The organism is Streptomyces sp. NBC_01003, from assembly GCF_045162695.1.
In the GTDB taxonomy this organism is placed as follows: Bacteria; Actinomycetota; Actinomycetes; order Streptomycetales; family Streptomycetaceae; genus Streptomyces.
In genome coordinates, this window is the sequence record NZ_CP108707.1 from 4,335,621 (window position 1) to 4,356,269 (window position 20,649).

A 20,649-nucleotide genomic window follows, 5' to 3' on the forward strand; every position below is an offset into this window, starting at 1 on the left:
GCAGAAGGCCCGCACCCCGTCGCCGGGGTGCGGGCCTTCTGCGAGGGTTGTCGGACGGAGGCTCGTCAGACGGCCGAACCGGCCGTCCACTGCGCCCAGTCCAGGTTCCAGCCGTTGAGGCCGTTGTCGGGCTGGATGGTCTTGTCGCCCGTGTTCTTCACGACGACGACGTCACCGACCATGGAGTTGTCGTAGAACCAGGCACCGGGGGTGTTCGGGTCATTGGCACCCTTGGCGTCGGACAGGCCGACGCAGCCGTGGCTCGTGTTGGCGCCGCCGAAGATCGACTTGGCGCCCCAGTAGTTGCCGTGGATGAACGTGCCGGAGTTCGACAGACGCATCGCGTGCGGCACGTCCTTGATGTCGTACTCGCCCTTGCCGTCGTCGTCCTTGAAGCCGACCGTCGAGCCGTCCATGCGGGTCTCCTTGAACTTCTCGGAGATCACCATCTGGCCCTGGTACGTCTTGTTCTCCGGCGAACCGGCCGAGATCGGGATGGTCTTCACGACCTTGCCGTCCCGCGTGACCGTCATGGTCTTGGTCTCCGCGTCGACGGTCGAGACCTGGTTGCGGCCGACCTTGAAGGTGACCGTCTTCTGCTGCACGCCGTAGACGCCGTTCGCACCCTCGACGCCGTCGAGGTTCAGCTTCAGCGTGACCGTGGAGCCGCCGGTCCAGTAGTCCTGGGGGCGCAGGTCGAGGCGCTGGTTGCCGAACCAGTGGCCGACGACCTCCTGGCCGCTGCTGGAGGAGACGGTGATGCCCTTCTGGACATCGGCCTTGTTCGTGATCGCCTTGTCGAAGTTGATCGAGACCGGCATACCGACGCCGACGGTGGAGCCGTCCTCGGGCGTGAAGTTGCCGATGAAGCTGTTGGCCTGCGAGACCGTCGTGAACGTGGAGTTCTCGTGGGCCGCGCGGCCGCTGGAGTCCTTGGCCTCGGCGGCGATCTTGTAGACAGTGGCGCGCTGGAGCTGGCCCGCGGGCTTCCAGCTCTTCTTGTCAGCGGATATCTGCCCCTGGACGGCCGCGCCCTCGGCGGTCGTCATCTTCACGTTCGTGAGCGAACCCTTGCTCACGGTGACGGCCGCGGCGTTGTTGATGCTGGCGTTGTCGGAGCCGTTCTTCGGCGCGATCTTGATCAGCGCCTCCGACGTCTTCTTGGCAGCGGCCTCGTCGACGGCGGCCTGTGACTTCGTGCCGCCACCGTCGGCACCGCGGGCCTCGCTGCCGCCGCCGCTGCACGCGGAGAGCACAATCACTCCTCCGAGCAGAGCGGACGCGGCCATCAGACCGTTGCGCCGCTTACTGTCCGTCATCACACGCATCTCCATCGTCGCCGAATTCCCCCAACAACCCCGAAGGCCCTGTGGGCCCCGATCCCCGCCAAGCGGGAATCCCATGAACCTATGTAACGCCATGACCGGTTCGTCCCGTTCCAATTCCGTCCCGATGTGGGGGACGACACGTCCGAACTGGCGTGACCAGGCATGCACCAGTGGTAACGGAACCCCCCTGGTACCCCCTGTGGGACGGGGAAACCCCGGCCGGCGGTTGCCACCCGGGGTTCCGAGTCCCGAGTCCCTGCACTCCTGCCCGGCCCCGCATCCCGTCCTAGTCGTCCGCGTCGAGAGCGTCGCCGGAGTCGTCATCATCCACGTCGAGGTCCCAGTCGGGCGAATCGGGATCGTAGTCGACCTGCTCGCTGGACCAGGAGGCCTGCACGAGGTCCGTCCCGGGCACCTCGCTGACCAGGTCGAACGGGTCGACGAGATAGGCGAGTGCCTCCGCCTCGTCGTCGTTGACGGCGGCCTCGGCATGGACGCGCTCGTCGGCCGGCATGTCATCGTCCTCGGCGATGCGCTGCAACGCGGCCCCGGTGACGGCGGCGGTGTCCTCGATCTCCAGGACCAATTCCACGCGGAGCCGAACAAATCGTGATGCCTCAGGGGTGCTCATACGACGGAGCGTATGCCTCACCCCACCCGCGACTTTCCTGTGACCCGCACCTTTCACTAACATCGCCTCACACGGCCAATTCGCCAGCTCCACAAGGGGGATCGATTCCGTGTCCGTCGCACGACGATCGCTGCTCACCGCCACTGCCGCCGGGACACTCCTGGCTGCTCTGTGGTTCGTTCCGTCCGCCACCGCGACGCCCGAGAAGACGGCGGAGGCAGATCAGCAGCAGACCGCGACAGCGGTACACACACAGGCCGAGGGCCAACTGCGCCTGGCCGACACGGGAACGGTCGATACGACGCCGTACGTGATCGGCGGCTCGGCGTTCCTCGGGATCGGCGCCGGCTTCCTGACGTACTCGGCCAGGAAGAGCCGCGCCGCGGCCTTCTGAGCACAACAGAGGCGGGCCGCACCCCGAGGGTGCGGCCCGCTCGTGATTCCGTAACTCCTAGGCCAGCGGCCCCGTGACGGGCTCCACAGCGGCCACGAGGTGCCCGCCGCGCACGAAGGCGTCGGCGGCCGCGAGGTCGGGCGCGAGGAACCGGTCGGGGCCCGGGCCCTGAACTCCCGCGGCCCGTACGGCATCGATCACCGCGCGCGAGGCGGGGGCGGGCGTGAGGCCCTCCCGCAGCTCGATGCCGCGCGTGGCCGCGTACAGCTCGACGGCGACGATCCGCGTCAGGTTGTCGATCGCGGTACGCAGCTTGCGGGCGGCGGACCAGCCCATGGACACGTGGTCCTCCTGCATGGCGGAGGACGGGATGGAGTCCGCGGAGGCGGGCACGGCGAGCCGCTTCATCTCGCTGACCAGGGCGGCCTGCGTGTACTGGGCGATCATCAGGCCGGAGTCGACGCCCGCGTCGTCGGCGAGGAACGGCGGCAGCCCGTGGGACCGGTTCTTGTCGAGCAGGCGGTCGGTGCGCCGCTCGGCGATGGACCCGAGGTCGGCGGCTGCGATGGCGAGGAAGTCGAGCACGTAAGCGACGGGCGCGCCATGGAAGTTGCCGTTGGACTCCACACGCCCGTCCGGCAGCACGACAGGGTTGTCCACGGCGGACGCCAGCTCGCGCTCGGCGACGAGCCGCGCGTGGGCCATGGTGTCCCGCCCGGCGCCGGCGACCTGCGGGGCGCAGCGCACGGAGTACGCGTCCTGCACGCGCGGCGCGTCGTCCTGGTGGTGCCCGGTGAGCTCCGAACCCTTCAGCACGGCCAGCATGTTGGCGGCGCTGGCGCCCTGCCCGGGGTGCGGCCGGATGGCGTGCAGCTCGGGGGCGAGGACCTTCTCGGTGCCGAGGAGCGCTTCGAGCGACAAGGCGGCAGTGATGTCAGCGGACTTGTACAGGTTCTCGAGATCGGCGAGCGCCATGACGAGCATGCCGAGCATGCCGTCGGTGCCGTTCAGAAGGGCGAGGCCCTCCTTCTCGCGCAGCTCGACGGGCGCGATGCCGTGGGCGGCGAGCAGCTCGCCGGCAGGGGCGAGAACACCGTCGGGCCCTTCGGCGTCGCCCTCCCCCATCAGCGTAAGAGCGCAGTGGCTGAGCGGCGCGAGGTCGCCGGAGCACCCGAGGGACCCGTACTCGTGCACGACGGGCGTGATCCCGGCGTTGAGCACGTCGGCCATGGTCTGCGCGACCTCGGGCCGCACACCGGTGTGTCCGGAGCAGACGGTCTTCAGACGCAGGAACATCAGCGCCCGTACGACTTCCCGCTCGACGCGCGGGCCCATTCCCGCGGCGTGCGAGCGGACGATGTTCCGCTGCAACTGAGCCCGCAGGTCCTGGCTGATGTGCCGGGTGGCGAGCGCGCCGAACCCGGTGGAAACCCCGTACACGGGTTCGGGCTTCGCGGCCAGCGCGTCCACGATCGCGCGGGCCGAGGCGAGGGCGGCCACCGCCTCTTCGGAGAGCTCGATCCGGGCATCCGCCCGCGCCACGGCGACTACATCGGCCGCGCTGACGCCGGACGTCCCCACCACCACAGTGTGCATATCCATATTCAGGAGCGTACGAGGTGAAGAGCTCAATGTCACGACCGAGTTCGGGATGGACCCCTTACGCCCCCGCGCCCCGCCCCCGGAGCCGGCGCCGCTCACTGTCACCGACGGCGGGCGGAGGAGAATCGGCAAGGCGCACAACGGGATCGTCGGGACCGTCCCGCCCGGCCACCACGGGCTTCACGGCCCGCAGCGCCTTGGCCCGGTACTGGGCGGCATCGGCAAGCCGGAAGAGCCGCCGCGCACTGAGCACCTCCCCAATCGGATCGCCGGTGGAAGCAATCCCACAGGCAACGCCTTCACCCAACTCCAACTCAGAGGCGCGCAAGCACAGTTCCTCGCCCGCCCGCACCACGTCATCGGCGTCGGGCCCCACGGCCACCAGACAGAACTCGTCACCCCCGAGCCGCGCGGCCAGGGTCCCCGGCAACATCGCGCCGCACAACGAGAGAACGGACCCGAACCGCTCCAGCAACCGATCCCCGACCGCATGCCCCAGCGAGTCATTGACGCGCTTGAGCCCGTTCAGATCACACACGACAAGAGAAACGACATCCCCTCCAACCCGGTGCCGCTCAATGGCCTCATCGAGCCGCATATCGACGGCACGCCGATTCGCGAGCCCGGTCAGGGCATCCGTGAAGGCGAGCCGCCGCGCCTCCTCGAGCCGCTCGGTCTGGGAAATACCCGCAGCGGCAACAGCTGCGAGCACGGTGGCGAAGGCGGCATCGTGGGCGCCGAAAACCTCGGCGCCCACGGGCCGGGCGACGTACAACTCGCCCCAGGCGCGTCCGTGGAGCACGATCGGCGCGACGACACAGCACCCGCGCCCGCGCCGGCGCAGGGCGGCGACGCGCTGATGGCAGTAGCCGCCGCCCTCCACGGTCCCGGTGGCTGTCTCGACCCAGGCGCGCGGAGCGCCCCCGCCCACCCACTGCTCGTGCAGGAACTCGGTGATCTCGGGGAACTGGTGCACGGGATAGGCCTCGTCCTCGGGGAACTCGACCTCGCCCTCGGCGCGCTCCCCCACGTTCACGAGGACGCGCAGCCGCCCGCGCTCCCGCTCCCACACGGACAGAGCCGCGAAGGTGCCGGACAGAGCGCGGCAGGCCCCGAGGGCGGCGGCCCGCCAGGACTCACGCGGAGACTGCGCCGCGGCCATCCCCTGTGCCATCGCGACCACGGCCCGCAACCGGACTTCCTCTCCCATAGGCCAAGATTAGGAAAGAAAAGCCCAAGTCGATACATTCAGGACCCATACGAGGCCAGGAATAGTCATTCACCGGGCCACTGGGGCGCCCGCTTCTCGTTGAAGGCGGCAACACCTTCAGCCCGGTCGCCGGAGAAGGCAACGGACCGCCAGGCGGCATCCTCGACCTCAAGGCCGGCCCGCAGATCGAGCCCGTACCCCACCCTCAGGGCGCGCTTGGCAGCGCGAAGCCCCACAGGCGAGTTGGCGGCAATGCGCCCCGCCAACTCAAGGGCAGCCTCACGGTCGTCACCCGCCCCCACGACCTGGTCGACAAGCCCCATTTCCAGGGCCTCACGGGCCTCGACACGCCGCGCGGAAAAGATCAGCTCGGCAGCTCTCGCAGCCCCCACCCGCCGGGGCAACAACTGCGTACCGCCCCCACCGGGAATCACCCCCACGGACACCTCGGGCAGCCCCACGACGGCGGTCTCGTCGGCCACGATGAGATCGCAGGCAAGAGCGAGCTCGAAGCCGCCACCGAGGGCGAACCCGTGCACAGCGGCGATGACGGGCATAGGAAGCTCAAGAACACCCCCGTAGGCACCCCGGGTCAAAGGCCGCTGCCGGAGAAGCTCAGCATCGGAAAAGGAGTTCCGCTCCTTCAGGTCGGCTCCCACGCAAAAGGCGCGGGCGGCGGACGACGAAAGAACGACAACCCGTGCACCACCATCACCCGCCAGGGAGGCACAAGCCTCCCCCACGCTCACCGCCATGGCGCTGGACACGGCGTTCATGGCCTTGGGCCGATCGAGGACGAGCTCGGCGACAAAGCCGTGCCGCCGCACCTCGACGAACTCTCCGAACCGCTCGCTCACAGACCCTCCCGGTTAACGACAGTTAACAACGGCAGAATCCTAGAGCGGCCGCCGCGTCAGAAGCCAGGGCTCGATGACACCGAGCCCACGCACGGGCCGCTGCCACATGGGCTGCAGAGCAAAGCGGTACGAGGGCGCGTCCTCGCCCTCCTTCTCCGCAAGAGCGGCGGCCTCCGCCTCGGAAACGGGCGCCGCACCGGCACGCTGCAACTCCTCCGCAAACGCACCGTCGACCAGCACCGCGTCCCGAGGAGCTATCGAGGTGAGCCGACTCGCCAGATTCACGGTCGTCCCGAAGACATCGCCCATCCGGGTCGTAACGGTCCCGAAGGCCATCCCCACCCGCACCTCGGGCATGGTCTCGTCATTGGCCATGGTCTCGATGAGCCGCAGGGCGATCTCGGCCGCGATCCCCGAGTCATCGGCGGCGTACAGCACCTCATCGCCCAGGGTCTTGATCAACCGCCCGCCATTGGCGGCAACAAGATCGGCAGCAGTGGTCTCAAAGGCCTCGACGAGCTCCCCGAGCTCCTCTTCCTCCATACGCCGAGTAAGCCGCGTGAAGCCGACAAGGTCGGCAAAACCGACGGCGAGCCGCCGGTCCACCATCTCCTCGTCATCGGCGGCCTGCACCACACGCCCCGTGGCCGCGGCCAGCTGCCGCCGCCACACATAGACGAGAAACTCCTCCAGCTCGGGCAGGAGCAGTTCCATCAGGGGATACGTGACTTCGGTACGGGTCATCCCCGGCTCGGGAGGCTCGGTGAGCCCCTCCAAAAAGGAATCGATCTGCCACTCGGCAAGCCGGGCGGTGGTCTGTCCCGTGGACCGGGCGACCTGCACGGCCATGGCCTCGCTGAGCAGCCCGGCCTCGACAAGACCGGCAAGCCGCCGCAGGGCGAGCACATCGGCCTCGGTCAGCGCCTTGGCCTGCCCGATATCGGCAAAGCCCATGGCCCGCCAGAACCGGGAGGCGAGCTCCATGGAAACACCGGCGCTGCGGGCGGCCTGAAACGGCGTATACCGCCGCTCCGCACCAAGGATGAGCCCCTCGAGCCGGAGGGCAAGCGGATCCTCACCGCCGGCACCTTCCTCGACAGACTCGATGTCGGATGGGGTGCCCGCGCCGGAGCCCGAGTCGTCGACGGTCACGCCTGCTGCCCTTCCGATCTGCCACGGTCATGTATCGACCGGCCTCAACTTTACGGCAGGTGTGCCGCAGCTCACTCCCCCAGCACACACGAGTCCCGACCCCCACCCAAGTACAAACCGAAAGGACACGCCCCACCGGCGGTCAGTCGCGTACGAGACAGGGCCGGAGACAGCGAAGCCCCACCGGGCGGGCAGGCGCCGACGAAACGGGAGGGGACGTGGGGGCATGTGCGCGCGCAGCCACCAGCACCACGCACAGGCAATTAGCTGGCTGACGTGCACCCATAGAACAGCGAGCACGTACATGCCCCCGCGGCCCCGCACCCGAAAACGCACCTGGCGATCCCACACCGAGCCCGCACCCGACAACGAAGCAGCCCCCACCGAGCCCGCACCCGAAACGCAGCCGCACCGGAAGAGCCCCGTCAGCGTCAGCCCCCGGCCCGCAGATGAACGATGTCCCCCGCCCCCACAGGCTGCTGCACCCCGTCCTCAGAGGCGATGACCAGCCGCCCGTCCCCGTCAACGGCAACCGCCTCCCCCACAAGCTCCAGCCCCCCGGGAAGCTCGGCCCGCACATTCCGCCCGAGCGTCGCGCACCCCGCCGCATAGGTCTCCTGAAGCCGCGACACGGCAGGATCCCCACCCGCGGCCCGCCACTCGACGAACCGCTCCTCCAGCGACCGGAGAACGGCCCGCAGCAGCGGGTCCCGGTCAGTGGAAACGGCCCCGGCCAGGGCAAGCGACCCGGCCCCCGGTACCGGCAGCTCGTCGGCGCGCAGCGAGACGTTGAGCCCGATCCCGACGACCACACCGTCCCCGGCCCGCTCGGCGAGGATGCCCCCGGCCTTGCGCTCCTCTTCGCCGACATTCACCAGCAGGTCGTTGGGCCACTTGAGGGCGGTGTCGACCCCGGCGGCCCGCGCGAGCCCCGTCGCGACGGCCACCCCGGTGAGCAGCGGCAGCCACCCCCACCGCTCCACGGGCACTTCGGCGCCGGGCTTCAGGAAGACGGAGAAGAAAAGCCCGGACCGCGCAGGAGCGGTCCACTGCCGGTCGAGCCGCCCGCGCCCGGCGCTCTGCGACTCGGCGACGAGGACAGCCCCTTCCTCGGCCTTGCCGGCCAGGGCGAGGGCAACGAGATCGGAGTTGGTGGACCCGGTGGCGGGAACAACGTCGACGGAGGACCAGAGCCCGCCACGCACTAGGGCGCGCCGCAGGGCGGCGGCGTTCAACGGCGGCCGGTCCAGGTCCGACCACTGCTGACCGTCGTTCGCGTCGGAGGGATCGTCTGAAGCATTTCGGGGCGTCATGCAACCCACCCTAGGTGTGGTAAACGCCGCACTGCCGAACGGTATCCACGCCACTACGCTACGAGCCAGTAGCTACAGGGCCAGGCCCCAACCCCCGCCTCACCGCCGCGCCACATCGCCCCGCCCCATCCTCACGTCCCCATTGAGCAGCCAGGGAGCCGCATCCCGATGTCCGTTCCGGAAGAGCCCAACGTGTCCAGCGCCATCGACATCCACACGACCGCGGGAAAGCTCGCGGACCTGCAGCGCCGGATCGAAGAGGCCACGCACGCCGGCTCCGCGCGCGCGGTGGAGAAGCAGCACGCGAAGGGCAAACTGACGGCCCGTGAACGCATCGAACTACTCCTGGACGAAGGCTCGTTCGTAGAACTCGACGAATTCGCCCGCCACCGCTCCACCGCCTTCGGCCTGGACGACAACAAGCCCTACGGCGACGGCGTCGTCACCGGCTACGGCACCGTCGAAAACCGACCGGTAGCCGTCTTCTCCCAGGACTTCACCGTCTTCGGCGGAGCCCTCGGCGAGGTCTACGGCCAGAAAATCATCAAGGTGATGGACTTCGCCCTCAAAACGGGCTGCCCCGTCATCGGCATCAACGACTCCGGCGGCGCCCGCATCCAAGAAGGCGTCATGGCGCTCGGCATGTACGGCGAGATCTTCCGCCGCAACACCCACGCCTCCGGCGTCATCCCCCAGATCAGCCTCGTCGTCGGCCCCTGCGCGGGCGGCGCCGTCTACTCCCCCGCCATCACCGACTTCACGGTCATGGTCGACCAGACCTCCCACATGTTCATCACCGGCCCCGACGTCATCAAGACCGTCACCGGCGAGGACGTCGGCTTCGAAGAACTCGGCGGAGCCCGCACCCACAACACCAACTCCGGCGTCGCGCACCACATGGCCGGCGACGAAAAAGACGCCATCGAATACGTCAAAACCCTCCTGTCCTACCTCCCCTCGAACAACCTGTCCGAGCCGCCGGCGTTCCCCGAGGAAGCGGACCTGGCCCGCACCCCCGAGGACGACGAGCTCGACACCCTCGTCCCGGACAGCGCGAACCAGCCCTACGACATGCACACCGTGATCGAGCACGTCCTGGACGACGCGGAGTTCTTCGAGACGCAGGCGCTGTTCGCACCGAACATCCTCACCGGCTTCGGCCGCGTCGAGGGCCGCCCCGTCGGCATCGTCGCCAACCAGCCCATGCAGTTCGCCGGCTGCCTGGACATCGACGCCTCCGAAAAAGCAGCCCGCTTCGTACGGACCTGCGACGCGTTCAACGTCCCCGTCCTCACCTTCGTCGACGTCCCCGGCTTCCTGCCGGGCGTGGACCAGGAACACACCGGCATCATCCGCCGCGGCGCCAAACTCATCTACGCCTACGCCGAAGCGACCGTCCCGCTGATCACGGTCATCACCCGCAAGGCGTTCGGCGGCGCCTACGACGTCATGGGCTCCAAGCACCTGGGCGCCGACCTCAACCTGGCCTGGCCCACCTCCCAGATCGCGGTCATGGGCGCCCAGGGAGCGGTCAACATCCTGCACCGCCGCACCATCGCCGCCGCCCCCGAGACCGAGCAGGAAGCCACCCGCAGCCGCCTCATCCAGGAGTACGAGGACACCCTCCTCAACCCCTACACCGCGGCCGAACGCGGCTACATCGACGCCGTCATCATGCCCTCGGACACCCGCGCCCACATCGTCCGCGGCCTGCGCCAGCTCCGCACCAAGCGCGAAAACCTCCCGCCCAAGAAGCACGGCAACATCCCGCTCTAGCCCCAAAACCGAGCCGCCGACAAGAGCCGCCCGAAAGGACCCGACCAATGATGATCAAGGTCGTGAGGGGCAACCCCACCCCCGAGGAGCTGGCCGCCGCACTGGCGGTGGTCCAGGCCCGCGCCGCGGCGGCCACCACCACCCCGCCCGGCGCGGCAGCCACCCGCGACGCATGGGCCGACCCGGCAAGGGTGGCGCAGGCACGCCGCCCGTCCCCGGGCCCCACGAGCTGGGCGCGCACGTACTGGCCTGCCTAGTCCGTAGGTGGGGGTGCGCCTGAGTACGCGTACTCAGGCGCACCGCACAGCGGGGCAGCAGTATCGAATGCATGCTGTGGTCAGACCCCGAGAACGAGCCCCCCGAGGAGCTGCGCGAAACCCAGGCGATGCTCCGCCGAGCGGGCTTCGTGCTCGCGGTGGCGATGGTGATTGCGATGCTGGTTCTGGGAATCGTGTAGTCACCCCGGACCGAGCACGCCCACCTGCCCACATGTGGAACCCTGACCGCATGAGTGATCCCCACGTGAGCACCCCCGTGAGCACCCGCCGCCTCGTCCTCGCCTCCCAGTCCCCGGCCAGACTGGCCCTGTTGCGCCAGGCGGGCCTGGCCCCCGAGGTGCTGGTCAGCGGGGTCGACGAGGACGCCGTGTCCGCCCCCACCCCGGCCGAACTGGCCCTGGCGCTCGCGGAGGCGAAGGCGTCCGTGGTCTCGGCGAAGCCGGAGGTGCACGGCGCGCTGGTGATCGGCTGCGACTCGGTCCTGGACATCGACGGCCAGGCGCTCGGCAAGCCCGCGGACGCCGAGGAGGCCACGGCGCGCTGGAAGTCGATGCGGGGCCGCGCGGGCACCCTGCAGACGGGCCACTGCGTGTACGACACGGCGACGGGCCGCTACGTGTCGGCGGTGGCCTCGACGGTGGTCCGGTTCGGCGAGCCGAGCGACGCGGAGATCGCCGCGTACGTGGCCTCGGGCGAGCCGCTCCACGTGGCGGGCGCGTTCACGCTGGACGGCCGCTCGGCCCCGTTCATCGACGGCATCGACGGCGACCACGGGAACGTGATCGGCCTGTCGATGCCGCTGCTGCGCCGTCTGCTGGCCCAACTGGGCGTGAACATCACGGACTTGTGGGCGGACTGACCGCCCGCGCTCACCCGGTTCAGACGGGCTGAGGCGCCCCGCCCCCATCGGCCGGACCCGCAGGGGCGTCACCCGCACCCGCTCCCGCGCCCTCCCCCTGCTCCTTGCGGTCATAGGCGACCAGCGTGAGCACGATGAGCCCGAGCACGACCATCATGAAGACGAACGCGAGCCAGCCGACCAGGCCGACGCTGAACGCCCCGAGCAGCCCGTGCACGACAGCGGCGCTGATCAGCAGGATGCGGCCGAAGCCGGCCGGCCCGCGGTCGCGCACGGCGACGCGTACGAGGACGACCGCGCACAGCGCGAGATAGAGCCCGAAGAGCGCGCCGGCTATCCAGGCGGAGACGGACATGGCGCGGGGGTCGAGCCCGGCCAGGGACATGTCCTGGCGGTCGACGACCAGCCCCAGGAACCAGTTGAGCAGGGCGATGCCGATCGCCTCCGCGAAGAGCACGATCGCGGCCACCCATGCCACCGGTCTGCGTGCCACCGGAACCCCACCCACTTTCGACTGCTGTTACCCCTAGTACGTCCGAGACAACGCGAACGCTACTAACGGGTAAACCGCGGGACAAGGGGTCTGCCCAAGGCAAAGAATCATTGGGCCATTCGTAGGGACTCCACAAAGAATCCCGGAGTGCCGCAGCGCCGTCTCACAGAGACCTAGCCCACTCTGGCGGGCTAGGGTTCGAAGAGGGAAGGCTGCGTACCCGGGCGCACCAAGGGGTTTCACCACTTGAGCGCGCCTCGAATAGCACTCCGTGTGGGCAAGCTCACTCATGGGGACGGGTCGAAAGCCCGTGTCGGCAGTCCCTAAACTCGGCTTGTTTCAAGGAGGGAGCCATCGTGCGCAAGGTGCTCATCGCCAACCGTGGCGAAATCGCTGTCCGCGTGGCCCGGGCGTGCCGGGATGCCGGTATCGCGAGCGTTGCCGTTTACGCGGAACCGGACCGGGACGCTTCGCATGTCCGGGCGGCGGACGAAGCGTTCGCGTTGGGCGGTGACACCCCGGCCACCAGCTATCTCGACATGGCGAAGGTGCTGCAGGCCGCCAAGGACTCCGGCGCGGACGCCATCCACCCCGGCTACGGATTCCTGTCGGAGAACGCGGAGTTCGCCCAGGCCGTCCTGGACGCCGGACTGATCTGGATCGGCCCGCCCCCGCAGGCCATCCGCGACCTCGGCGACAAGGTCGCCGCCCGGCACATCGCCCAGCGCGCCGGCGCCCCCCTGGTCGCCGGCACCCCGGACCCCGTATCCGGCTCCGACGAGGTCGTCGCGTTCGCCCGCGAACACGGCCTGCCCATCGCCATCAAGGCCGCCTTCGGCGGCGGCGGCCGCGGCCTCAAGGTCGCCCGCACCCTCGAAGAGGTCCCCGAGCTCTACGACTCCGCCGTACGCGAAGCCGTCGCAGCCTTCGGCCGCGGCGAATGCTTCGTCGAGCGCTACCTCGACAAGCCCCGCCACGTCGAGACCCAGTGCCTGGCCGACCAGCACGGCAACGTGGTCGTCGTCTCCACCCGCGACTGCTCCCTGCAGCGCCGCCACCAAAAGCTCGTCGAGGAGGCCCCCGCGCCCTTCCTCACCCAGGCACAGAACGAACAGCTCTACACCGCCTCCAAAGCCATCCTCAAGGAAGCCGGCTACGTCGGCGCCGGCACCGTCGAATTCCTCGTCGGCATGGACGGCACCATCTCCTTCCTCGAGGTCAACACCCGCCTCCAGGTCGAACACCCCGTCACCGAAGAGGTCGCCGGCATCGACCTCGTACGCGAGATGTTCCGCATCGCCGACGGCGAGGAACTCGGCTACACCGACCCCGCCCTGCGCGGCCACTCCTTCGAGTTCCGCATCAACGGCGAAGACCCCGGCCGCGGCTTCCTCCCCGCCCCCGGCACCGTCACCCGCTTCGCACCCCCCACCGGCCCCGGCGTCCGCCTCGACGCCGGCGTCGAGACCGGCAGCGTCATCGGCCCCGCCTGGGACTCCCTCCTCGCCAAACTGATCGTCACCGGCGCCACCCGCGAACAGGCCCTGCAACGCGCCGCCCGCGCCCTGGCCGAGTTCGAGGTCGAGGGCATGGCCACCGCCATCCCCTTCCACCGCGCCGTCGTCACCGACCCGGCCTTCACCAGCGACCCCTTCACCATCCACACCCGCTGGATCGAGACCGAGTTCGTCAACGACATCAAGCCCTTCGCCGCCACCCCCGACACGGACAGCGACGAAGAGACCGGCCGCGAGACCGTCGTCGTCGAGGTCGGCGGCAAACGCCTCGAGGTCTCCCTGCCCTCCTCGCTCGGCATGTCACTGGCCCGCACCGGCCTCGCCGCCGGCGCCCGGCCCAAACGCCGCGCCGCGAAGAAGTCCGGCCCCGCCGCCTCCGGCGACACCCTCGCCTCCCCCATGCAGGGCACCATCGTCAAGATCGCCGTCGAAGAGGGCCAGGAAGTCAAGGAAGGCGACCTCGTCGTCGTCCTCGAAGCCATGAAGATGGAACAACCCCTCAACGCCCACCGCACCGGCACCATCAAGGGCCTCAACGCCGAGATCGGCGCCTCCATCACCTCCGGCGCCACCATCTGCGAGATCAAGGACTGACCCTGATCTGCTGTCAGAGCACCTGACGCGAACGCCCGGCGGACCGGAAGACGGTCCACCGGGCGTTCGCGTCATTTCGGTCCGTGGTCCGGCCGTCGCGGGATCAGGCATCCTGGAGAGCGCGCGCACGACCAGGGAGGACCGATGACGACCGGCACGGACCAGACGGACCGGCCCCGCCCGGCCCCTTCCGTACGCCCCATGCGGGCCGACGCACGCCGGAACTACGAGCGACTGCTCGCGGAGGCACGTGCGGCGTTCGCGGAGCACGGCACGGGCGCGTCCCTGGAGGACGTGGCACGGCGCGCGGGCGTCGGCATCGGGACGCTCTACCGGCACTTCCCGAACCGGCACGCGCTGATGAGCGCGGTCTTCGAGGACGCGGTGAATGATCTGCTGGCGCGCTCCCGGGCGCTGCTCGCGGACCCGCAGCCATGCTCGGCGCTCGTGGCATGGCTGCGCGACATCATCACTCATGCGGGTGAGTACCGCGGGCTCTCACGTGCCCTCATGTCGGCGTCGCACGACGCCAGTTCGGCCCTGTCGCGGTGCAGTACGCCGATGCGCGAGGCGGGCCAGGCCCTGCTGTCCAGGGCCCAGCGGGCAGGTGCCGTACGCGCGGACGTGTCGATCGGCGATCTGCTTCAGCTGACCAACGCGATCGCGCTGGCGGCGGAGGAGACCCCGGACGACCCGGAGCTGGCGGACCGGCTGCTACGGCTGACGCTGCGAGGCATCACAGCAGGCTAGGACTGCGCCCCACGACCGTCGACCGGCCCCGACAACCCGCAGCCGTACCGAGAAGGGCTCAGCCCCGCACGGAGCGCTGCTCAGCGCCGCCGGAGGTCGGCCACCCTTGCCGCGCGCTCAGGGGGTGCCTGGTCGAGGGCGGAAGCGCTGCGCAGCTGGGGACCGCCCGGGAGCTGGGTGCGGCGCTGGCCCGGCAGAGGTACGTCCCGGCGCGCCTGCCGCGCCGGGACGGGATCTCCCCCCGCCGGCCCGGTTCCGGTCGCCGAGGCTCCGGCGATCGCGATCTGCACCCCCTGGTCGGCGAGTGCCTGGAGTTCGGTGACGGCGCGGTCGTCGTGGCCGGGCGGTTCGTCCGTCACGAGGCGCGTGATCACATCGGTCGGCACCGTCTGGAACATCGTGTCGGTGCCGAGCTTGGAGTGGTCGGCGAGGACGACTACCTCGGCCGCGGCCTGCACCAGCGCGCGGTCGACCGAGGCCGACAGCATGTTGGACGTGGAGAGGCCGCGTTCGGCGGTCAGACCACTGCCGGAGAGGAACGCGCGGGTGACTCTGAGTCCCTGGAGGGACTGCTCGGCCCCGCTGCCCACGAGTGCGTAGTTGGAACCGCGCAGAGTGCCGCCCGTCATGACGACCTCGACCCTGTTGGCATGGGCCAACGCCTGTGCCACCAGAAGGGAGTTGGTGACGACGGTCAGCCCGGGGACGCGCGCGAGCCGGCGGGCCAGCTCCTGCGTGGTCGTACCCGCTCCCACCACAATGGCTTCGCCTTCTTCGACGAGGCCCGCGGCGAGGTCGGCGATGGCCGTCTTCTCTGCGGTCGCGAGATGTGACTTCTGCGGAAAGCCGGACTCCCGCGTGAATCCGCCCGGCAATACCGCACCGCCATGCCGGCGGTCGAGGAGTCCTTCTGCCTCCAGTGCGCGCACGTCCCGCCGTACGGTCACTTCGGAGGTCTGGACGACGCGGGCGAGCTCCCGGAGCGATACCGCTCCATTGGCCCGCACCATTTCGAGGATCAATTGACGACGTTCTGCAGCGAACACGAAACTGACAGTAACCCCAACGACCGTCTGCTTTCAGCAGTTTGCGCCGAATAACAGAAGTTGTTCGCGCAGAACAGCAGGAAGTGGTATAGACGCCTATCTCCCGCGCCTATGGCCGCCGCATGGGCGACAACAGGCTGTGACCTGCGGGAAGTTGATCGTGTCCGGTGAAAGCGCGGCCGTCAGGCTTCGTCGGCCGTCTTCCGCGTATGCAGCTGACGCGCCACCTCGGCGATCGAGCCCGAAAGTGACGGGTACACGGTGAACGCCTTCGCGATCTGCTCGACCGTCAGGTTGTTGTCGACCGCGATCGAGATGGGATGGATCAGCTCGCTCGCCCTCGGGGCGACGACCACACCGCCCACCACGATGCCCGTGCCGGGCCGGCAGAAGATCTTGACGAAGCCGTCGCGGATGCCCTGCATCTTGGCGCGCGGGTTGCGCAGCAGCGGCAGCTTCACCCCGCGGGCCTCGATCTTCCCGGCGTCGACGTCGGCCTGCGTGTAGCCGACCGTGGCGATCTCGGGGTCGGTGAAGACGTTCGAGGAGACCGTCTTGAGGTTCAGCGGGGTCACCGCGTCGCCGAGGAAGTGGTAAACGGCGATGCGGCCCTGCATGGCGGCCACGGAGGCGAGCGCGAAGACGCCGGTCACGTCACCGGCGGCGTACACGCCGGGAGCGGTGGTCCTGGAGACCTTGTCGGTCCAGATGTGCCCGGAGTCCTTGAGCTTGACCCCGGCCTCCTCCAGGCCCATCCCGCTGCTGTTCGGGATGGCACCGACGGCCATCAGGCAGTGGGTGCCGGAGATGACGCGGCCGTCGGAGAGGGTGACCTCGACGCGGTCGCCGACGCGCTTGGCGGACTGGGCGCGCGAGCGGGCCATGACGTTCATGCCGCGGCGGCGGAAGACGTCCTCGAGGACGGCGGCGGCGTCCGGGTCCTCGCCGGGCAGGACGCGGTCGCGGCTGGACACGAGGGTGACGCGCGAGCCGAGGGCCTGGTAGGCGCCGGCGAACTCGGCGCCGGTGACACCGGAACCGACCACGATGAGCTCCTCGGGGAGCTCGTCGAGGTCGTAGACCTGGGTCCAGTTGAGGATGCGCTCGCCGTCGGGCTGGGCGTCGGGCACCTCGCGCGGGTGGCCGCCGGTGGCGATCAGGACGGCGTCGGCGGTGAGAGTCTCCTCGGTGCCGTCGGCGGTGCGCACGACGACCTTGCGGGAGCCGTCGGCGGCCTGCTGGCCTTCCAGGCGGCCGCGGCCGCGCATCACGCGGGCGCCGGCCCGGGTGACGGACGCGGTGATGTCGTGGGACTGGGCGAGCGCGAGGCGCTTCACACGCCGGTTGACCTTGCCGAGGTCCACACCGACGACCCGCGCGGGGCTGTCGATGTGCGGGGTGTCGTCGGCGACGATGATCCCCAGCTCCTCGTACGACGAGTCGAAGGTGGTCATCACCTCGGCCGTCGCGATCAGGGTCTTGGACGGGACGCAGTCGGTGAGCACCGACGCCCCGCCCAGGCCGTCGCAGTCGACGACGGTCACCTCCGCGCCGAGCTGGGCAGCCACGAGGGCCGCCTCATATCCGCCAGGTCCGCCACCGATGATCACGATCCGAGTCACGTACTCCATTGTCCCGCACGCTTCAAGTGCTTTCGCCCCGGGGGCCTCCGTCCGTGCGCGTCCCACGTCGGAGGGGTCCTGTGTTACGGGAGGGACCCCGGCCGCACCTGCCGTACCCTCGACCACATGTCGCTCTACGCCGCATACGCAAGCAATCTCGACGCGCGGCTGATGACGCGCCGCGCACCGCACTCGCCGATGCGCGCGACGGGCTGGCTCAGCGGCTGGCGGCTGACGTTCGGGGGCGAGCACATGGGCTGGGAAGGCGCGCTCGCGACCCTCGTCGAGGCGCCCCGCTCGCAAGTCTTCGTCGCGCTGTACGACATCGCGCCGATGGACGAGGACTCCATGGACCGCTGGGAGGGCGTGGGGCTCGACATCTACCGGCGCATGCGCGTACGCGTGGACACGCTGGAGGGTGAGGAACCCGCCTGGGTGTACGTGCTCAACGGGTACGAGGGCGGCTTCCCCTCGGCCCGCTATCTCGGCGAGCTGGCGGACGCGGCGGAGTCGGCCGGAGCCCCGCACGACTACGTGATGGAACTGCGCAAGCACCCCTGCTGAGCGGGCTTCGTCGGAAACGACAAGACAACGATCGCAATCCCGTGAGGTCTGTCATCTACGCGCGTAGGACCGAACCGGCTACCCTCGATCGCGTGAACGCATCTGTTACTCCGGACAACATCCAGGGCGCCACCCGATTCGATCCCCGGGTCGCCGCCGACGCCGCCGCCTCGCGCCTGCGCGAGCTCACGGGCGCCGACACCCACGACGTCGCCCTCGTGATGGGCTCCGGCTGGGCACCGGCCGTGGACGCCCTCGGCACCCCCGAGGCCGAGTTCCCGGTCACCGAGCTGCCCGGCTTCCCGCCGCCGGCCGTCGAGGGCCACGGCGGAAAGATCCGCTCGTACAAGATCGGCGACAAGCGCGCCCTCGTCTTCCTCGGCCGCACGCACTACTACGAGGGCCGCGGTGTCGCGTCCGTCGCGCACGGCGTCCGTACCGCCGTCGCCGCGGGCTGCAAGACCATCGTGCTGACCAACGGCTGCGGCGGTCTGCGCGAGGGCATGCGCCCCGGTCAGCCGGTCCTGATCAGCGACCACCTGAACCTCACGGCGACGTCGCCGATCGTCGGCGCGAACTTCGTCGACCTCACGGACCTGTACTCCCCGCGCCTGCGCACCCTGTGCAAGGAGATCGACCCCTCCCTCGAAGAGGGCGTCTACGCGCAGTTCCCCGGCCCGCACTACGAGACGCCGGCCGAGATCCGCATGGCCCGCACGATCGGCGCGGACCTCGTCGGCATGTCGACGGTCCTCGAGGCCATCGCGGCCCGCGAGGCGGGCGCCGAGGTGCTCGGCATCTCCCTCGTCACGAACCTGGCGGCAGGCATGACGGGCGAGCCCCTCAACCACGAAGAGGTGCTCCAGGCAGGCCGCGACTCCGCCACCCGCATGGGCGAGCTCCTGGGCAAGGTCCTGGACCGCATCTGATCCCGTAGAGACACGCGAGAGACTGGACGAACCGTGACCTTGCAGGACACCGAACTGCTCGCCAGGGCCGAGGCCTGGCTGGCCGAGGACCCCGACCCGGAGACCCGCGAGGAGCTGGCGAAGCTCATCGAGAGCGCCGACACCCCGGCGCTCGCCGAGCGCTTCGCCGGCACGCTCCAGTTCGGCACCGCGGGCCTGCGCGGCGAGCTCGGCGCGGGCCCCATGCGCATGAACCGCTCCGTGGTCATCCGCGCGGCGGCGGGCCTCGCGGCGTACCTCAAGAGCAAGGGCGAGGCGGGCGGGCTGGTCGTCGTCGGGTACGACGCGCGCCACAAGTCGGCGGACTTCGCGCGGGACACGGCGGCCGTGATGACGGGCGCCGGCCTGCGCGCCGCGGTACTGCCGCGCCCGCTGCCCACCCCGGTCCTGGCCTTCGCCATACGGCACCTGGGCGCGGTCGCGGGCGTGGAGGTCACGGCCAGCCACAACCCGCCCCGCGACAACGGCTACAAGGTCTACCTGGGCGACGGCTCCCAGATCGTGCCGCCCGCGGACGCCGAGATCGCGGCCGAGATCGCGGCGATTCGCACCCTCCACGACGTACCCCGCCCGGACTCCGGCTGGGAAACGCTCGGCGAGGACGTCCTGGAGGCCTACCTGGCCCGCACGGACGCGGTCCTGTCCCCGGACTCCCCGCGCACGGCGCGCACGGTCTACACAGCGATGCACGGCGTCGGCAAGGACACCCTGCTCGCCGCGTTCGCACGAGCGGGCTTCCCCGAGCCGACCCTCGTGGCCGAGCAGGCGGACCCGGACCCGGACTTCCCGACGGTGGCGTTCCCGAACCCGGAAGAACCGGGCGCGATGGACCTGGCTTTCGCGACAGCCGGTGAAGCCGCCCCCGACCTGATCATCGCGAACGACCCGGACGCGGACCGCTGCGCAGTAGCCGTGAAGGACGACGAAGACTGGCGAATGCTGCGAGGCGACGAGGTGGGCGCGCTGCTGGCGGCCCACCTGGTGGCACGAGGAGCGAGGGGCGTATTCGCGGAGTCGATCGTCTCGTCCTCCCTGCTCGGCCGTATCGCCGAAGCGGCCGGCCTCCCCTACGAGGAAACCCTGACGGGCTTCAAGTGGATCGCCCGGGTGGACGGCCTGCGCTACGGCTACGAGGAGGCGCTCGGCTACTGCGTGGACCCCGAGGGCGTACGGGACAAGGACGGCATCACGGCGGCGCTGCTGGTCACTGAACTGGCCTCGACGCTCAAGGAAAACGGCCGCACCCTCCTGGACGCACTCGACGATCTGGCGGTGGCCCACGGCCTGCACGCGACGGACCAGCTCTCCGTACGGGTCGAGGACCTCACGATCATCGCGAGGGCAATGACCGCGCTCCGCGAGACACCGCCGACAGAACTGGCGGGCCTCCCGGTGGTGAAGGCGGAGGACCTCACCCACGGCACAGCGACGCTCCCGCCCACGGACGGCCTCCGCTACACGCTGGACGGCGAGTACCGAGCCCGGGTGATCGTCCGCCCGAGCGGCACAGAGCCCAAGCTGAAGTGCTACTTGGAAGCAGTGATCCCCGTAGCGAACCGCTCAGATCTCCCCTCCGCCCGAGCAGAGGGCACGCGGGTACTGAACGCAATCAAGCAAGACCTGTCAGCGGCGGCAGGAATCTGAAAAGGGCAAGCGAAAGGCCGGGGTCGAAAACCGACCCCGGCCTTTCCCGTA

20 protein-coding genes are annotated in these 20,649 nt (G+C 69.8%); 10 read left to right on the plus strand and 10 right to left on the minus strand.

The features are described from left to right. Positions 1-65: 65 nt before the first annotated feature. Positions 66-1,334 (minus strand): Ig-like domain-containing protein, encoded by a 1,269-nt coding sequence (locus OG698_RS19730; protein WP_406104406.1) that lies wholly within the window; start codon positions 1,332-1,334, stop codon positions 66-68. 280 nt (positions 1,335-1,614) lie between these two features. After that, positions 1,615-1,959 (minus strand): hypothetical protein, encoded by a 345-nt coding sequence (locus OG698_RS19735; protein ID WP_406104407.1) that lies wholly within the window; start codon positions 1,957-1,959, stop codon positions 1,615-1,617. Between the two features lie 109 nt (positions 1,960-2,068). On the opposite strand from OG698_RS19735, the gene OG698_RS19740 reads away from it, so the two are divergent. Continuing rightward, entirely contained in the window at positions 2,069-2,353 is a 285-nt protein-coding gene (locus OG698_RS19740) for a hypothetical protein (protein ID WP_383095628.1), read from the plus strand. A gap of 57 nt (positions 2,354-2,410) precedes the next feature. Here OG698_RS19740 and hutH read toward each other — a convergent pair whose 3' ends face one another. From hutH to OG698_RS19765, 5 genes are all read right to left on the minus strand, one after another. Next, positions 2,411-3,949, minus strand: a complete 1,539-nt coding sequence (gene hutH / locus OG698_RS19745; RefSeq protein ID WP_326778548.1) for a histidine ammonia-lyase — start codon at positions 3,947-3,949, stop codon at positions 2,411-2,413. Between the two features lie 64 nt (positions 3,950-4,013). After that, on the minus strand, positions 4,014-5,165 hold the full coding sequence (locus tag OG698_RS19750) for a diguanylate cyclase domain-containing protein (protein ID WP_406104409.1): 1,152 nt from the start codon (positions 5,163-5,165) through the stop codon (positions 4,014-4,016). A 65-nt stretch (positions 5,166-5,230) separates the two neighbouring features. Then, positions 5,231-6,022 carry an enoyl-CoA hydratase/isomerase family protein gene (locus OG698_RS19755; RefSeq protein WP_406104410.1) on the minus strand — a complete coding sequence of 264 codons (792 nt, stop codon included), beginning with the start codon at positions 6,020-6,022 and terminating at the stop codon, positions 5,231-5,233. A 39-nt stretch (positions 6,023-6,061) separates the two neighbouring features. Then, entirely contained in the window at positions 6,062-7,174 is a 1,113-nt protein-coding gene (locus OG698_RS19760) for an adenylate/guanylate cyclase domain-containing protein (RefSeq protein WP_406104412.1), read from the minus strand. A 431-nt stretch (positions 7,175-7,605) separates the two neighbouring features. Beyond that, entirely contained in the window at positions 7,606-8,487 is an 882-nt protein-coding gene (locus OG698_RS19765; RefSeq protein ID WP_399982387.1) for a biotin--[acetyl-CoA-carboxylase] ligase, read from the minus strand. A 168-nt stretch (positions 8,488-8,655) separates the two neighbouring features. Between OG698_RS19765 and OG698_RS19770 the strand changes: the two genes are divergently transcribed. The 4 genes from OG698_RS19770 (at position 8,656) to OG698_RS19785 (ending at position 11,400) form a co-directional block, all read left to right on the plus strand. Next, positions 8,656-10,263, plus strand: coding sequence for an acyl-CoA carboxylase subunit beta (locus tag OG698_RS19770; protein WP_406104415.1), 1,608 nt, complete (start codon positions 8,656-8,658; stop codon positions 10,261-10,263). 47 nt (positions 10,264-10,310) lie between these two features. Continuing rightward, entirely contained in the window at positions 10,311-10,520 is a 210-nt protein-coding gene (locus OG698_RS19775) for an acyl-CoA carboxylase epsilon subunit (RefSeq protein WP_406104416.1), read from the plus strand. A 71-nt stretch (positions 10,521-10,591) separates the two neighbouring features. Then, on the plus strand, positions 10,592-10,720 hold the full coding sequence (gene mmpB, locus OG698_RS19780; protein WP_264484688.1) for a morphogenic membrane protein MmpB: 129 nt from the start codon (positions 10,592-10,594) through the stop codon (positions 10,718-10,720). A gap of 50 nt (positions 10,721-10,770) precedes the next feature. Next, on the plus strand, positions 10,771-11,400 hold the full coding sequence (locus OG698_RS19785) for a Maf family protein (RefSeq protein WP_406104417.1): 630 nt from the start codon (positions 10,771-10,773) through the stop codon (positions 11,398-11,400). A 19-nt stretch (positions 11,401-11,419) separates the two neighbouring features. Here OG698_RS19785 and OG698_RS19790 read toward each other — a convergent pair whose 3' ends face one another. Further along, positions 11,420-11,893: a hypothetical protein gene (locus OG698_RS19790; RefSeq protein ID WP_406104419.1), complete on the minus strand. Its 474-nt coding sequence runs from the start codon at positions 11,891-11,893 to the stop codon at positions 11,420-11,422. A 356-nt stretch (positions 11,894-12,249) separates the two neighbouring features. Between OG698_RS19790 and OG698_RS19795 the strand changes: the two genes are divergently transcribed. Then, complete coding sequence (locus OG698_RS19795) at positions 12,250-14,004, plus strand: acetyl/propionyl/methylcrotonyl-CoA carboxylase subunit alpha (RefSeq protein WP_406104421.1); 1,755 nt, start codon at positions 12,250-12,252, stop codon at positions 14,002-14,004. A 144-nt stretch (positions 14,005-14,148) separates the two neighbouring features. Beyond that, the gene (locus OG698_RS19800) at positions 14,149-14,754 is read left to right on the plus strand and encodes a TetR/AcrR family transcriptional regulator (protein WP_266673567.1); all 606 of its coding nucleotides are present in this window, start codon (positions 14,149-14,151) and stop codon (positions 14,752-14,754) included. A gap of 80 nt (positions 14,755-14,834) precedes the next feature. On the opposite strand, the gene OG698_RS19805 is transcribed toward OG698_RS19800, so the two are convergent. Beyond that, positions 14,835-15,800, minus strand: coding sequence for a DeoR/GlpR family DNA-binding transcription regulator (locus tag OG698_RS19805; protein WP_399971234.1), 966 nt, complete (start codon positions 15,798-15,800; stop codon positions 14,835-14,837). Between the two features lie 182 nt (positions 15,801-15,982). After that, the gene (locus tag OG698_RS19810) at positions 15,983-17,431 is read right to left on the minus strand and encodes an NAD(P)H-quinone dehydrogenase (protein WP_399971233.1); all 1,449 of its coding nucleotides are present in this window, start codon (positions 17,429-17,431) and stop codon (positions 15,983-15,985) included. Positions 17,432-17,548: 117 nt separating this feature from the next. On the opposite strand from OG698_RS19810, the gene OG698_RS19815 reads away from it, so the two are divergent. From OG698_RS19815 to OG698_RS19825, 3 genes are all read left to right on the plus strand, one after another. Beyond that, positions 17,549-17,986 (plus strand): gamma-glutamylcyclotransferase, encoded by a 438-nt coding sequence (locus tag OG698_RS19815; protein ID WP_100594702.1) that lies wholly within the window; start codon positions 17,549-17,551, stop codon positions 17,984-17,986. Between the two features lie 92 nt (positions 17,987-18,078). Then, complete coding sequence (locus OG698_RS19820) at positions 18,079-18,915, plus strand: purine-nucleoside phosphorylase (RefSeq protein WP_100594703.1); 837 nt, start codon at positions 18,079-18,081, stop codon at positions 18,913-18,915. A 39-nt stretch (positions 18,916-18,954) separates the two neighbouring features. Then, positions 18,955-20,598, plus strand: a complete 1,644-nt coding sequence (locus tag OG698_RS19825; RefSeq protein ID WP_406111160.1) for a phospho-sugar mutase — start codon at positions 18,955-18,957, stop codon at positions 20,596-20,598. Positions 20,599-20,649 lie beyond the last annotated feature (51 nt).